General features: G+C 35.7%; 15 protein-coding genes. 4 read left to right on the forward strand and 11 right to left on the reverse strand.

The window, feature by feature from the left end; genetic code table 11:
- The gene (locus tag DDD_RS08680; protein WP_015362456.1) at nucleotides 1-984 is read left to right on the forward strand and encodes a TIGR01777 family oxidoreductase; all 984 of its coding nucleotides are present in this window, start codon (nucleotides 1-3) and stop codon (nucleotides 982-984) included.
- Here DDD_RS08680 and DDD_RS08685 read toward each other — a convergent pair.
- The 6 genes from DDD_RS08685 to DDD_RS08710 form a co-directional block, all read right to left on the reverse strand.
- Nucleotides 973-1,353: an RDD family protein gene (locus tag DDD_RS08685; protein ID WP_041567046.1), complete on the reverse strand. Its 381-nt coding sequence runs from the start codon at nucleotides 1,351-1,353 to the stop codon at nucleotides 973-975. The genes DDD_RS08680 and DDD_RS08685 overlap by 12 nt on opposite strands.
- Nucleotides 1,354-1,355: 2 nt before the next feature.
- Nucleotides 1,356-3,020 (reverse strand): M1 family metallopeptidase, encoded by a 1,665-nt coding sequence (locus DDD_RS08690; protein ID WP_015362458.1) that lies wholly within the window; start codon nucleotides 3,018-3,020, stop codon nucleotides 1,356-1,358.
- Between the two features lie 185 nt (nucleotides 3,021-3,205).
- Nucleotides 3,206-3,391: a hypothetical protein gene (locus DDD_RS08695; protein ID WP_015362459.1), complete on the reverse strand. Its 186-nt coding sequence runs from the start codon at nucleotides 3,389-3,391 to the stop codon at nucleotides 3,206-3,208.
- A 275-nt stretch (nucleotides 3,392-3,666) separates the two neighbouring features.
- Nucleotides 3,667-4,713: a glycoside hydrolase family 113 gene (locus DDD_RS08700; protein ID WP_015362460.1), complete on the reverse strand. Its 1,047-nt coding sequence runs from the start codon at nucleotides 4,711-4,713 to the stop codon at nucleotides 3,667-3,669.
- Between the two features lie 4 nt (nucleotides 4,714-4,717).
- Entirely contained in the window at nucleotides 4,718-5,104 is a 387-nt protein-coding gene (locus tag DDD_RS08705; protein WP_015362461.1) for a type II toxin-antitoxin system death-on-curing family toxin, read from the reverse strand.
- On the reverse strand, nucleotides 5,101-5,301 hold the full coding sequence (locus tag DDD_RS08710) for a hypothetical protein (protein ID WP_015362463.1): 201 nt from the start codon (nucleotides 5,299-5,301) through the stop codon (nucleotides 5,101-5,103). Before DDD_RS08710 ends, DDD_RS08705 begins: the two co-directional genes overlap by 4 nt.
- A gap of 306 nt (nucleotides 5,302-5,607) precedes the next feature.
- On the opposite strand from DDD_RS08710, the gene DDD_RS08715 reads away from it, so the two are divergent.
- The 3 genes from DDD_RS08715 (at nucleotide 5,608) to DDD_RS08725 (ending at nucleotide 9,103) form a co-directional block, all read left to right on the forward strand.
- Complete coding sequence (locus DDD_RS08715; RefSeq protein ID WP_015362464.1) at nucleotides 5,608-6,948, forward strand: NAD(P)/FAD-dependent oxidoreductase; 1,341 nt, start codon at nucleotides 5,608-5,610, stop codon at nucleotides 6,946-6,948.
- 30 nt (nucleotides 6,949-6,978) lie between these two features.
- Entirely contained in the window at nucleotides 6,979-8,607 is a 1,629-nt protein-coding gene (locus DDD_RS08720; protein ID WP_015362465.1) for a 4Fe-4S binding protein, read from the forward strand.
- A gap of 85 nt (nucleotides 8,608-8,692) precedes the next feature.
- Complete coding sequence (locus DDD_RS08725; RefSeq protein ID WP_015362466.1) at nucleotides 8,693-9,103, forward strand: DUF1801 domain-containing protein; 411 nt, start codon at nucleotides 8,693-8,695, stop codon at nucleotides 9,101-9,103.
- Nucleotides 9,104-9,109: 6 nt separating this feature from the next.
- Here DDD_RS08725 and DDD_RS08730 read toward each other — a convergent pair whose 3' ends face one another.
- From DDD_RS08730 to tamL, 5 genes are all read right to left on the reverse strand, one after another.
- Nucleotides 9,110-10,093 carry a YpdA family putative bacillithiol disulfide reductase gene (locus tag DDD_RS08730; protein ID WP_015362467.1) on the reverse strand — a complete coding sequence of 328 codons (984 nt, stop codon included), beginning with the start codon at nucleotides 10,091-10,093 and terminating at the stop codon, nucleotides 9,110-9,112.
- Nucleotides 10,094-10,162: 69 nt separating this feature from the next.
- The gene (locus DDD_RS08735) at nucleotides 10,163-10,597 is read right to left on the reverse strand and encodes a DUF4174 domain-containing protein (RefSeq protein ID WP_041567047.1); all 435 of its coding nucleotides are present in this window, start codon (nucleotides 10,595-10,597) and stop codon (nucleotides 10,163-10,165) included.
- Nucleotides 10,598-10,729: 132 nt separating this feature from the next.
- Entirely contained in the window at nucleotides 10,730-11,593 is an 864-nt protein-coding gene (gene accD / locus DDD_RS08740; protein ID WP_041567393.1) for an acetyl-CoA carboxylase, carboxyltransferase subunit beta, read from the reverse strand.
- Nucleotides 11,594-11,649: 56 nt separating this feature from the next.
- Nucleotides 11,650-12,717: a class II fructose-bisphosphate aldolase gene (gene fbaA / locus DDD_RS08745; RefSeq protein ID WP_015362470.1), complete on the reverse strand. Its 1,068-nt coding sequence runs from the start codon at nucleotides 12,715-12,717 to the stop codon at nucleotides 11,650-11,652.
- A 57-nt stretch (nucleotides 12,718-12,774) separates the two neighbouring features.
- Nucleotides 12,775-15,327, reverse strand: a complete 2,553-nt coding sequence (tamL, locus tag DDD_RS08750) for a translocation and assembly module lipoprotein TamL (protein WP_015362471.1) — start codon at nucleotides 15,325-15,327, stop codon at nucleotides 12,775-12,777.
- Between the last annotated feature and the right edge of the window lie 12 nt (nucleotides 15,328-15,339).

Genomic DNA, 15,339 nt, shown 5'->3' on the forward strand with positions numbered 1-15,339 from the left:
TTGTTCCCTTTCCTTTGGAAAGGGTTAGGGATAGGCTCTATTCTCATGAAAAAAGTTGTTATCGCTGGTGGAACCGGCTTTTTAGGAATCGCTCTCAAGAATTATTTTGAGGCAAAAGGGTTTGTTGTGATCTCGCTTTCAAGGAGTGCAACGACGCAGAAGTTCACACAGAGCGCAGTCGAAGTGCGAAAGCGGAACAAAGACACCACTTACTGGAACGGTAAAGATCTAGGTGAGTGGACCAAGCATCTAGAAGATGCTGAGGTATTGATCAATCTAGCGGGAAAATCAGTGGATTGCCGTTATACCGATAAGAATAAAGCTGCGATTTTAAACTCACGTATTGACAGCACGCGCATATTAAATCTGGCTATAGAACAAGCTATCCATAAGCCAAAAGTATTCCTTAATGCAAGTACAGCGACTATTTATGTACATTCTGAAACGACCATAAATACAGAAGAAACTGGCGTGATAGGTGATGATTTTTCTATGAATATAGCCAAATCATGGGAGAAAGAATTCTATGCTACTGAAATACCTAGTGTGCGTAAAATTGCACTTCGTACTTCTATCGTTCTCGGTAAAAATGGTGGCGCTTTTCCAAAACTAAAAACCATCACAAGATTAGGAATGGGTGGCAAGCAAGGTCGTGGCGACCAATTTATAAGCTGGATTCATATCCATGACTTTTGTAAAGTCTTAGATTTTTTGATCAACTCTAACGTATCTGGATCTGTAAATATCACCTCACCAAATCCTAAAACCAACAAAGATTTTATGAGTGATTTACGAAAACAGTTAGGTGTTTCTATAGGTATTTCGCAACCAGTTTGGTTACTTGAATTAGCTAGCACCATCATAAATACAGAAACCGAATTGCTGCTAAAAAGCAGATATGTATATCCGCAGCGATTGTTAGATGCTGGTTTTCAATTTGAACATGAAACGGTTGAGGATTGTTTAAAGGAGTTAGTTTCTTAGAACTAGGGAATTAACTAGATTATCATGAATAGCTTGTTTTCTAGAGTCACCATGCACGGTAAGTAGGGAAATCCATCCAAGGGAATATTTGATGATCATTCTTAAAACAGCTGCAAAGAAGTTGACGGCGTTACCTTTCTCATTTTCAACTCTTATATTAATAAACTGCTGTCCTATCGTGCCTTTGAAAAAAGCGATAGAAACAGGCTCGTAAAGAAAGAAATAGGATACAAAAAGGATGAATCTCAAGTATGTGGGGACATTCTCAAAATTACCCAATACTTCGGATGTCATAAACATTGTAACGATAAGGATAATCTGATCAATTACCAAAGCTTTTATTCTATCCGATAAGCTGGCGTATTCCATAATTAATCCAGTTTATTTTGCAATTTATAATCCACGTAGAAATCTTCAACCACCTCAAGAACTGCTTTTGAATTAGGCAATTTCAGCTTTTGAATTTTAGTTGAAGGTGTTATCCATTCGCTTTTTCCATCAATTAATATTTGGATAGGCATCTCAAAACCATCTACTACATTGGTCCAGCGGTAATGCATTTTCTTTTTTACCATGGCATACTCTAAAACGGGAACACGCACATCTCTCAGGTATTGATCAAAAACAGGTTTTAAATCCATTCCCATTTTATCAGCAATATAGTTTTCTATTTGTGCGGTTGTAACCGTTTGATGATAAAAATCTGAATTGAGACCGCGTAAAATTTCTCTCCATTTCTTATCATCATTAGTTATGGTTCTTAACGTGTGCAAAAGGTTAGCTCCTTTATAATACATGTCACCAGAGCCTTCATGATTCACATCATACTGACCTATAAGAGGTCGGTCATTTCTAATACTGCGACGTGTTCCAATGACATACTCACCGCTAGCTTGTCTTCCATAATGGTAGTCTAAAAATAAACTTTCTGAATAAGCTGTGAAGCTTTCATGAATCCACATGTCGGCTATATCTTTATTAGTAATATTGTTTGCAAACCACTCGTGTCCTGCTTCATGAATAATGATAAAATCAAATTTCATTCCCCAACCGCTACCAGAAAGATCATTGCCTAAATAACCTTTTACATATTTGTTACCATAAGTAACTGAGCTTTGGTGCTCCATTCCTAAATAAGGAACTTCTACGAGTTTGAAACTATCTTCATAAAACGGATAAGGACCAAACCAATGTTCAAAAGCTTCCATCATTTTAGGAGCATCTTTGAAGTGTTCCTTGGCTTTTTCTAGATTGTCTTTAAGAACATAGTAATTCATATCTAGAGGTCCTTTTTCTCCTTCATAGACCTCAGAGAAATTTGCATAATCACCTATGTTGATATTCACACCATAGTTGTTAATAGGGTTTTCTACCAGCCATACAAAAGTTTTGGTTCCGTCGTCTTTAGAAGATTCATCAGTGAGTCGACCATTAGCAACAGCTGTCAATCCTTGCGGTATAGTTATAGCGATGGTCATTCCAGTTTCTGGCTCGTCGTACATATGATCTTTACATGGCCACCACACGCTAGCACCTAATCCTTGATTAGAAGTAGCTATAAAATGTTTGCCATTGCTATCTTTCTTCCAAGAAAAACCACCATCCCAAGGAGCGTTTTTTGCCTGTCGTGGATTTCCCTCAAAGAATATCTGTATGCTGTTTTTTGCGCCTGCATTTTGTTCTTTTTCTAGAGTTATAAAGTGAGCATTTCCTTCTCTAGTTACCGATAACTCTTTGTTATTGCCTAATACTTTAGTAATCTTCATAGGTTCTTGAAGATCGATTTGCATGACTTGCTGTGATTCAAGAACTGTATAAGTTACCGTATTAGAACCTGAAATAAATTTCTTTTCTGGCTCCACTTTCACATCCAAATCATAGCGAACTAAATCCCACCAAACACGTTCTGGAGTGATAGAACCTCTTAGAGAATCTTGTCTAGTAAACTGCTTTTTGTTTTGGAGGAGTTGTGCGTTTGTAATCTGGCTTGATCCTAAAAGGACAGCTGCAATTATTATAATTCTAAATCTTTTCATTTTGTTTCTTTTTCTCTTTCCCATTCTCACGAGCGGACTGAAGTCCGCGGCTAGGAATTTATTTTGTCGCCTTCGGCGTTCTTTTTATTATGGTTTTGAAATCTAAAAGGTTTAAGGCGTTATATTCAATTTCAAGTTTAAATATTTAAGAAACCTACACTTAAGGGTTAGGGAAAGGTTTCGTGTTATTTTTTTATTGGTCTTTTTACAAAACCCCATACCACATAGATACCAACTAAAAACATAATAGGAATTTCTGATAGACTTACGCTTTCACCAACTATAATTTGAATAGCAAAATATATTGCCATCACAATTAACACAACTCTCAATGTCCAGCTATTTTTTAAAAAGAGTATTATTTCTTTCATTATTCATAATTTTTCTAATTTAAAATTAATTCGGCTTTTTACATTATCGTTTAAATCCACCATATTCGTTTCAATAATCATTGCTGGCAGAATAAATTCTGCCGCTAGGAATCTGTTTTGTCGCTTTCAGCGTTCTTTCTATTTGCCGAATGAATTCGGCTTTTTCCTTGCTAATTAAATTGAGAATTTCGATTTTCATTAAACATTAAACATTAAACATTAAACATTAAACATTAAACATTAAACATTAAACATTAAACATTAAACATTAAATCCTAACTCGACTTCCCATAAGTCTCTGTGATTATTTGTGCTGCTTTCTTATCTTGAGGTGTAAAACGTTTTTCAAAGCCATGCCAGCGGCTGTCTTCAGCATGGTATTTCCAGAAAAAGCCACCTGCCATCCAGTCTTCATTCCAAACGTTTTTGAAAAGGCCTTCATAAAGAATTTTCTGTGCTTCTTGATTTACTTCATATTCTTTAGGAGCATTTTTCCATGGCTCGCGACCAGCAAAGTCTGCACTTATGTAACCGTATTCGGTAAATAGAATTTTCTTGTTATCGTGCTTTTGAGATACGAAAGCCAATTCTTCTTTCCATTTTTTCCAACTGGCATCTATATTTTTTGTATCAGGAGTTTTAAGATCGCACATCGGGAAATAGGCGTCCACACCAATATAATCAAGGTCATTCCAAAAATGTACTCGTTTATAATTATCCCAGTTTGCCGCATAGGTCAATTTACCTTTATAAATAGATCTAATTTCTTTGATGAGGTTGTTCCAGTATTTAGGTCTGGCTTCCACAAAAGAATCTAACTCAGTACCAATACAAAAAAGTGGTATATTTTTCTCTTCGGCTATTTTTACAAAACGCATAATATAACTAGAATAGGTTTTTTCTAAAAGCTGCCATTCTTCCTCTTTTGTCAGCTCAATATTGCCAGTATAGTCGCCGCGTCTTATCCATAATTGAGGTTTGATCATGGCTTGTATACCTTGATCGTTCAACAGCTGATTGGTAATTTTTACACCATTGGATTTTTCACCCCAATCACCTCGTTCCTCACTATAGAAAATTTCTGGTTCATCTAGACCTCGCATCCATGCATATGGAATGATAGCTGTATAATTTGCGTTAAAATCTGCTAGCGGTGTTATTTGAGGTGCTGTAATTGGATTGTTAGTCGCTACTAGAGAGATACCATTGATTTTTGCTTCTCCAGGCGCTGGAATGGTATTCAGATTTTCTACAAGATCTTTATTTTTTGAATTGCAAGAACTTATGATTATCGCAAAAAGGAGGAATAGGATTTTTTTCATGAATTTACAGTGTACTTAACTCAATAACATGCTTATTTAACCATGCAATAATTTCTTCAATTTTCATTTTACCTTCGGCTACTTTTATTGTGAAATCGTATTGACTTTCGAGGTGAAGAATTACACATAAACCATTCACTCTTAAAATTAATTCCATTAACACATAGCCAGTCCTTTTATTACCGTCTATAAATGGATGATTAATTAAAGTGCTTTCTAAAATTGCTGCAGCTTTATCTATAGGTTTTGGATACAAGTCCAAACCATCAAAAGTGGCAAATGGTCTTGCTAGAGCTGCTTCTAATAATGATTGATCTCTAATTCCTTTGGCACCACCATGAATTTTAATTTGTAATTCATGTATTTTAAGCGCTTGTTCTAAGCTGATCATTCTGCTAGGCGCTTCAATAGTTCATGATTGTCTTTCATTATTCTTGTCACGTGCTTTTCTATATTTTCATCAGAATACAATGACTTCTTAGAATCTTGTTTATTTTCAACTAATGTCTTAATGGCTTCAAGAAAAGCTTTATCATTGATCTTTTTAATATTTTCCGATATATATTCTTTTAATTCTTGAGCGCCCATAGCTTTTTTACTTTTTATAAATTTACTGAAATTTTTGAGAATTCAGGTACTATTGTTACTACTCAATCTTCTTGCCAGTTTATTTTTTATAATGATGTTTTTATAGTTCTCGCTTTCGCGAAAGCGGAACACATAACAACGCTCTCCTGATACTAATGTGATACATAATGTTTATACTTGTGCTAGCTGGTGGTGGAATCACATAAACAAAGGGAAGAATATATCATAAGCAATGTACAATTCACCTTTGATTCACTGAAGCATAGTAGTTGATTTGTAAAACGATAATTAACCAATCCTAAGTCCATGGAACATATAGTCATTATAGGTAATGGTATCGCTGGCGTTACCGCTGCAAGACACATTAGAAAAAATTCTGATAAACGTATTACTATAGTTTCTGGCGAGACCGATTATTTTTTCTCTCGTACTGCGCTTATGTATGTGTATATGGGACATATGAAATTTGAGCATACGCAACCTTATGAAGACTGGTTCTGGAAGAAAAATAGAATCGACTTAAAAAATGCTTGGGTAGAAAAAGTTTCAGGAACAGATAAACAACTTCATTTTAAAAATGGAGAGACGATGGATTTTGATAAATTAATTATCGCAACTGGTAGTGTTCCTAATAAATTTGGCTGGCCGGGACAAGATCTAGGTGGTGTACAAGGATTATATCACAAACAAGATCTTGAAAAATTAGAAAAAAATGCACCTGATAATAAAACTTGTAAAAGAGCAGTCATTGTAGGTGGCGGATTGATAGGAATCGAGATGGCAGAAATGCTGCACTCACGACATATTCCTGTTACCTTTTTAGTACGAGAAGACAGTTTCTGGAATGGTGTTTTACCGGCTGGTGAAAGCGCGCTGGTGAATGAAGAGATTCTTGCTAATGGAATAGACCTAAGATTAAGCACAAATCTTGAGGAAATCATAGATAATGGTAGTGGAAGATGCAAAGCTGTCAAAATCAAAGAAACTGGAGAAATAATAGATTGCGACGTTGTAGGTCTTACTGCAGGAGTTACTCCTAACATTAATTTCTTGAAAGATTCTGATATTGAATTGGGTAAAGGAGTCAAAGTGAACCGAATGCTAGAAACAAGCGTGAAAGATATTTATGCCATAGGCGATTGTGCGGAGCAGCGTGAAGCGATAGGTAGAAGAAGACCTATTGAAGCAGTATGGTATACAGGTCGAATGATGGGAGAAGCACTTGCACAAACTATTTGTGGCAACCCAATGGAGTATAATCCTGGGCACTGGTTCAATAGTGCTAAGTTTATAGATGTAGAATACCAAACTTACGGTTGGGTAAGTGGAAAAAATAAACCAGATTTTGAAGAGCATTTTCACTGGAGACATGATACCGAAATGTTATGTGTCACGATTGCTTACCATAAAGATACAGAAGAGTTTTTAGGGATCAACACTTTTGGAATACGTATGCGTCATGAGATTTTTGATCGCTGGCTTACTGAAGACAGAAAAGTAGATGAGGTCATGAAGTACCTCAAGGATGCTAATTTTGATCCAGAGTTTTATAAGCTACATGAAAATGCAATTGTTAAACATTACAATGAGCAACGCGGTAAAAATATCAAGCCAGTAAACAAAAGCTGGAAACGCATTTTTGCTTAATCATTTACAACCTTAAGAACAACAAGCTTTATGAAAGCATTACATAATATAGGATTAGTTATTTTCCTTATAGGTCTAGCTATTTTTACCGGTTCTATTTTTGCAGGATCTTTTAATCTCACCACTGAGGATATTAATACCTTCATGGATTCTAAAGGAATCGATAATGAATTCTTGAAAAAGGAATTACAACAAGCGGTTGTAGGAAATGAGTCAATGAACATTTTTGCTTTTTCAGGGAAAGTAAGAAGTGCCTTAGAAAAGAATAATGAACATTTCAATGCGCTTATTGAAAAATATAATGCTGAGAAAAATTGGGAGGCAAAGGGTGCGCAATACCAGTATCGAGTAAATACAAAAGAATTTAGAGCGATGAGCTTTTCTCTTGCTAAAGTCGCAGGAACAGGTTTTATAGTCGAGAATAAAGGGTTGATGTGGTTTATGACATTTGGCCTAGGAATTTTAGGAGCCTTGCTTTATATATTCCCACAATTACAATTGTTAGGGCGACAAGGGATAAAAAACAATGGCATATACCATGCTTCTTCCACTAATCGTGGTTGGATTGCTTGGCTAGTATTTGTATATCTGGTTAGTTTTTACCTACTGTTATATTTCTATGCAGACTATGTGGTGAACTGGACCTTTATTGTTGATCCTATAAGTAAAGCGCTCAATGGAGGAGAAGCGAGTCAGTGGTTTGTATATGGATTTCTATATTGTGTGATCATGATGGTCATGGCTGTGAGAATGTATATCAAATACCGTCATAACAAGTACCAAATAATGAGAACAACATCTGTATTGTTCTTTCAGATTGTTTTTGCCTTTCTCATACCAGAGATCATGACCAGTTTAAGTATGCCTGGTTATGATTTTAAAAATGCATTTCCTTTAGATTATGATTTTTTCTTTTCTTGGAATTTGAATAGTCTTATGGAAAGTGGTGCTATTGGAATTTTCATATTGGTTTGGGGAATTGCCTTGACTTTAATTGTTGTTCCAGTAATGGTTTATTTTTTTGGTAAACGATGGTATTGTAGTTGGGTTTGTGGCTGTGGTGGACTAGCCGAAACGCTAGGAGATCCTTACCGTCAACATTCTAGTAAAAAATTGATTGCATGGCAATTAGAAAGATGGCTAGTGCATTCTGTTTTAGTTTTCTCTCTAGTAATGACTTTGGTGGTTTTGTATTGTTATTTCACAGGAGCCTCTTCATTGATAGGGATTCCTGCAGAGTGGATTAAAGATGCGTATAGTTTATTGATAGGCGCTTGGTTTGCAGGAGTAATAGGTACTGGATTCTATCCTATTTTTGGAAACCGAGTATGGTGTCGTTTTGGTTGTCCGCTGGCGGCATATTTAGGTTTAGTACAACGTTTTAAATCACGCTTTAGAATTACAACTAATGGTGGGCAATGTATTTCTTGCGGTAATTGTTCTACTTATTGCGAGATGGGAATTGACGTGAGAGCTTATGCTCAAAAAGGGGAGAACATCATCAGATCCAGTTGTGTAGGTTGTGGAATTTGTAGTGCTGTTTGCCCACGTGGAGTTCTTAAATTGGAGAACGGTCCAGAAGATGGACGTATCAACCCTACCGAAGTACTTCTAGGAAACGATGTTGATTTGATGGAATTATTAAATAAGAATAAGTAGGATAAGTGTTCCGCTTTCGCGAAAGCGAGAAACTAACAATTCCTAGAATTTATACTAATACCTTGAATCTTGACAAATTTTAAAAATGGCAAATAAAACACAACCAAGCGATGAATCTGTAGAAGACTATTTACAAACCGTGGAACCCCAACAAAAAAGAGCAGATTGTTTTCGACTTCTTGATATAATGGAGGATGTAATGGGTGAAAAAGCGCGATTGTGGGGTAACATGATAGGAGTAGGTAAGTACCATTACAAATATGATACTGGTAGAGAAGGTGACTTTTTTATTATAGGTTTTGCGCCTAGATCAAAAAACATCAGTATTTATGCAACGGCTTATAACGAAGCGTTAGATAAGAAAAAGGCAGAATTAGGCAAAGTCAAGCTAGGCAAATCATGTATTTATATCAATAAACTGAGTGATATTAGTGAAGAGAAATTGAGGATTGTACTGGAAGAAAGCATCAGGATCAACAAAGAACGCTATCCTTAAATAATATTAGAATGTGGTTTTCTTATGTCTCTCGGCAATAGTTGAAATGATTTGGTGAGCATGCACGCGACTATTTTCAATGAACCATTTATGAGTTTCTTCACCACCGCATATCACACCTGCTAGAAAGATGCCATCAACATTAGTTTCCATCGTTTCAGAATTGTAACTTGGAATTCTTTTATCATCTTCTAATTTTATGCCTATTTTCTTTAAAAAAGTGAAATTAGGTTGATACCCAGTCAGTGCAACTACAAAGTCATTGGGTAATTTTTGAACTTTATTTGCAGTCTTAACGATGATGTGCTCTTCTAGAATTTCTTTTATTTCACTATTAAAATAAGCTTTTATGGAGCCTTCTTTGATTCGGTTTTCTATATCTGGTTTTACCCAATACTTAACGCGATCTCCTATGGACGCTCCTCTTACGATCATAGTAACCTTTCCACCTTTGCGATAAATCTCTAAGGCAGCGTCTACAGCGCTATTGCTAGCGCCTACGACGGCAACATCTTGAAACGCATACAGGTGAGGATCGTTATAATAATGAGTTACCTTTATTAAATCTTCACCCTTGACGTTCATTTTATTAGGGATATCATAAAAGCCTGTGGAAACAATGATGTTTTTAGAATGATATTGATTTTTATCAGTTTTGATCTTGAAGCTTTTTAGCTTCTCAATTTCTTCAACTTTTTCAAAAAGATTTATGTTTAGATGATTTGAAGTAGCAATTCTTCGATAATATTCTAAGGCTTCTTGCTTACTGGGTTTTGCTTCTTTAGAAATAAATGGGATATCGTCTAGTTCTAACTTCTCACTTGTAGAGAAAAATTGCATGTTTGCTGGGTAATTATAAAGCGAGTTTACCAAAGGTCCTTTTTCAATCACTAAATATGAAAGGCCTTTTTTCTTTGCTTGTAGTGCACAATTAATTCCTATAGGTCCAGCTCCTATGATTATTACGTCAAATAGTTTTGAGTTTTTCATTGATAACAAAGGTAATTACCGACTTGTAATTAAGCTCTTAAGGAAAGATTAATGCTTTGCCTAGATTTACTATTTACGATTCAATTCGCTTCTTCTCATAGGCATCCCGTCAATTATTGCAAACAGTTCTTCTGAGCTTATTGCTGCATTGCGCTCTTCTTTTACACCACCATCAAGACCTATGAGGACCACCTTAAAAGGTTTCTTATTTTCATTGTAAGTAGAATAGAGCTTAGAATTTTTAATCCAATTTGCTTCTTGATTAGTCGTAATGCCAAGAAGTCTATATTTATTTGGTAAAACTGTATATACTATTAATTTACGCTCGGTGTAGCCTTCAAGAGAATCGTTGATAACTTGCAATTGATTAGAATACTCTTCATTAGAATTATTTTCTTCACTTATCACTAGTAGAATCCTGTTTTCCCAGCGATGTTTTTCAATAGTTTGTGAAGAAGTCATGAGTGAAATAATTGAGCATAAAAGAAGTAAAAGAAATTTCATGTTTCAATTTAGCTAAATGAAGGGCTGTCCATTATTAATTTATGGTTAAAATGTGAGCTGATATTGATCAATAAAAAACCGCTTTTAAATCAAAAGACTTAAAAGCGGTTTTATACTTATTTTTAAAAAAGCTTAGGCTGTAGCCTCCACTTTCCTATTCAATATTAAGTTGAGGTATAAATTCACTTTTTTCTTAAGCTCATGTCTAGGACAGATAAAATCTAAGAAACCTTTTTCAAGCAGAAATTCTGCTGTTTGAAAGCCTTCTGGAAGCTCTTTACCTGTAGTGTCTCTTACCACACGTGGTCCTGCAAAAGCAATTAAAGCTCCCGGCTCACCTATGTTGATATCTCCTAACATAGCAAACGATGCAGTTGTTCCTCCAGTGGTAGGATCTGTACACAATGAAATGTAAGGAATACCAGCGTCACTTAGTTGTGCTAATTTAGAACTCGTTTTTGCTAGCTGCATTAATGATAAAGCGGCTTCCATCATACGTGCACCTCCAGATTTAGAAATAATCATGAAGGGAATATTGTTCTTCAAAGAGTAGTCTGCAGCACGAGCGATTTTTTCTCCTACCACACTTCCCATAGAACCACCTATAAAAGCAAAATCCATACAAGCCACAACGAGGTCATTACCTTCAGACTTTCCTACTGCAGTACGTACAGCATCTTTAAGTCCCGTTTTCTTTTGAGCAGCTTCTACACGATCGGTATATTTTTTAGTATCCTCAAATTTCAAAGGATCTTTAGATACCATATTAGCATTGAGTTCTTTGTATTTATTATCGTCAAATAATATTTCAAAGTATTCATTACTTCCTATTCTTACGTGGTAGCCGTCTTCTGGACTTACGTAAAAATTATTTTTTAACTGATCTGTATCTACTATTTTGCCAGTAGGTGATTTATACCATAAACCTTTAGGCGTGTCCTTTTTTGCTTCAGTAGGTGTGGTAATTCCTTTCTTATCTCTTTTAAACCAAGCCATATCGTTTTCCATAAAAAAGCATTTAAATCATTAATTATTTAAATGCTAGGGTTAATTTATAAAGTATTGATGTTATTTAAATCTTCAAAAGCTTGCTTAAGTCTCGCTTTAAAAGACTCTTCTCCTACACGTAGCCATTTACGTGGATCGTAGTATTTTTTGTTAGGAGAGTCTGCACCAGTTGGGTTTCCTATTTGAGAAAGTAAATAGTCGTTATTACTATCCATGTAGGTTTTAATACCATTTGCAAATGCCCATTGAAGATCAGTATCGATATTCATTTTAATAACACCGTAACCTATTGCTTCTCTAATTTCTTCCAGAGTAGAGCCAGAACCACCATGAAATACAAAATCTATGTGATTGTGCTCTACGTTATACTTCTTAGAAATATACTCTTGAGAATTCTTCAATATTTTAGGCGTAAGCTTTACGTTACCTGGCTTGTAAACACCATGAACATTACCAAAGGCTGCTGCAATCGTAAACTTATCGCTTACTTTCTTAAGCTCCTCATAAGCATAGGCAACTTCTTCTGGTTGCGTATATAATTTAGACTCATCTACATCGCTATTATCTACACCATCTTCTTCACCACCAGTAATTCCTAATTCAATCTCTAGAGTCATATCCATTTTGGACATTCTTTCTAGGTATCGTTTACAAATTTCTATATTTTCTTCTAGTGGTTCTTCACTTAAGTCTATCATGTGGGAAGAGTATAAACTTTTACCCCTTTCGCGAAAGCGTGCTTCACTAGCATCTAATAACCCATCAATCCAAGGAAGTAATTTTTTGGCACAGTGGTCAGTATGTAGGATAACACTTGCTCCATAAGCTTCGGCTAATCTGTGAACATGCTCAGCACCTGCAATACCACCTAAAATCGCTGCTCTTTGATTATCATTATTCAATCCTTTTCCTGCGTTAAAAACAGATCCTCCGTTAGAATATTGAATAATCACTGGAGAGTTTAACTCTGCCGCTGTTTCCATTACCGCATTTACAGTGTTAGAACCTACAACGTTTACCGCTGGTAGGGCATAGCCATTAGCTTTGGCGTGATTAAAAATTTCTTGAACTTGGTCGCCTGTAGCAACTCCTGGTTTTATGTTGTGACTCATAGTTTTAAATCTTGTATAGGCAAAAATAAGCAAAAATAAACGCCTATCTTAATCTTGTTAGAAAGGATAGTTGATACCTACGTTGAGAACAGATCTAGAAATCTTAAACTCTCTAAACCATCTTCTACCTTCCTCTAATGCTGGATTATAGGTTTTGAATCCCATATCAAATCTTAATACAAAAAATCCAAAGTCGTATCGCAATCCGGCTCCGGTTCCTAAGGCTAAAAACTCAAGGTCTTCTATACCGTCAAATATGGCATCAGGATCGTCCTCGCTATCCAGAACATTATAAATGTTACCTACATCTGCAAAAACAGCTCCTTTAAAAGCTCCCGCAATAGGAAATCTATACTCCGCATTAAATGCCAGTTTCATATTTGCTTCATTGAAATCATTAAGTCCACCGGTTTTTCCAGGTCCTAATTCATAAGCTTGCCAGGCACGATTATCATTAGGTCCACCAGCAAAGAAAGATCTAATGAAAGGAATGTTATCTGAGTTTCCATATGGTATTGCTATACCACCAAAAGCTCTTATAGCAAATACATGATTATTGACATATTGCCAGTGTTTGATGTAATCGATTTCAGTTTTTACATACTGACTATATTCTACGCCGAAAACACGACGTCTATTGTTGCTATTCTTGTCTATCCCTACTAAGCTAGAGATACCAGAAAGAACATTTCCTGCGGACTCAATTCTAAAATTGAAACGTGAGAAATCATCATCATAAATACCTTCACGATTGTTGCGTGTCCAGTTGTAACTGGAAGATATAATTAAGTTGTTTTGTGATAGTCTATCACGCCTTTCTCTCACATTTCTTAAAGTTTCCCGTTGATCTGCAGTGGCGCCTAGGTTACCAGCGATGGCATCGTTTATAAAGGTATTAGTTCCTGTAGGTATAGTTAAGTTACCTGCATCATTAACATAAGTAGGGTCAATTATGTTTAAATCGTTTGCCACATTGTTGACACTGCTATAACTACTTTGGTATACATTAAAAAAGTTTCCAGGATCGAGATTACGCACATATTGGGCATTAATCAAGTCTACACGTGTACTTTTTATTGCGGTCTGTCTCCAGTTATAGGTAAGTGCTCCATTTAAACTTTGTTTATCGAGACCTATATTAGTCTGGCTAAAGTAACCAACTGAGAAGTTAGTTGATGGAGACATGTATTTAGGGATCAAATTATCTACATCAAAAGGAAGAAATAGCCTCGGGAAACTCAAGCGAGCATCTGCTCCTAATTCTTGAAGGTCAAAAAATCTGGTATCACCATTTGCGGCATTTGTACTAGCACCTATATTACCTCTAAATGAAATATCTAATAGTTCACTACCTCTAAATAAATTTCTGATTAATAGAGAGGTGTTTAATCCTACACCTATCGCTTGAATATTACTATGAGTAGTTTCTACCCCATAAGTAAATTCAAACTTTTTCTTAGAAGTCAGTAAAACGTTTGCAATAAGGTCGGTACCAGTAGAATCTTTAGGGTCTGCAACATAGTTGATAGTAGGGTAGAGAAAACTTTGTAACTCTGTAATTCTACGATAGGTTCTATCTCTATCTATATCTCTGTAAACATCTCCCTTATGGAAGAAAATAGCATCAGTAAGTGAGGCTCTTTTATACTTGCGTTTACCAAACCTTAAAATATTATAATCTTCATATTTTAAAGTGTCCGGCCTTTGACTGCTGGTTGCGTTTTGATAATCTGGAACAATGTTTACCTCACTTATTTTGTGAATTTTATAAGGGATGCTATAAGTAGAGTCTGCAATTTTGAACTCTCGGTCTTTTATGATTAAAGTGATGTTTGCTTTTTGATTAGTGTTAACGGTATCACCTTCAAATCGTATGTTGTCTTTCTCCATATGGAAAGCACCGTGATTACGGAAATAAGAGTTTAAACGATCACGCTCTGCGTTGATATCTGGAGTAAAATATTGTTCCCCTTTTTTAAGAATACTTTCTGATTGAACTAATTGATATAAGGAGTCAATAACTGGTGTCGCTATTTGTGTAGTGATGCTATCAATTTTATAAGGCTGCCCTCTATCAACTAAATATTCAATTCTAGCTCTTTTAGGTCTATCGCTGTCTATGATGTTATGATCTACTTTAGTATTGAACCAGCCTTGATTCCAGTACCAAGCTCTTAATCTTTCTTTTGATTTATCTATTGCGACTTTATCAATCAAGCTAGGAGCCTCGCCAGTTCTTTTGAGCCATTTGTTAAACTTTACTAATCCTTGACCGAAGGCCATCGTTTGCTTTTCAGAAAGTATGGCATTTCTTCTTTCTAGACCTTCTGGGTTTTCTTGCATCCAATTTAAATAGATGGAATCTCTGTTAGGTCTAGCTAGGTTGTAAATATGAAGACGCAACGGTATAGTAAGAAGTCGTTGATTAGGTTGGAGAACAGGTAAATTTTGTACTCGTGGATCTTTAGGAGCCGCGCTATCTACCAGAATAGTACTTTTAGTCAATAGCTTTTTACCATCAGGCACTCGCTTGATAGCACTGCAAGAAACTAATAGAATTATAAGCAAGATAATTAATCCTATTTTTGCATGAAGTCCTGTTTTTCCCATAGTACAATATTC

The organism is Nonlabens dokdonensis DSW-6, from assembly GCF_000332115.1.
GTDB classification, from domain to species: domain Bacteria; phylum Bacteroidota; class Bacteroidia; order Flavobacteriales; family Flavobacteriaceae; genus Nonlabens; species Nonlabens dokdonensis.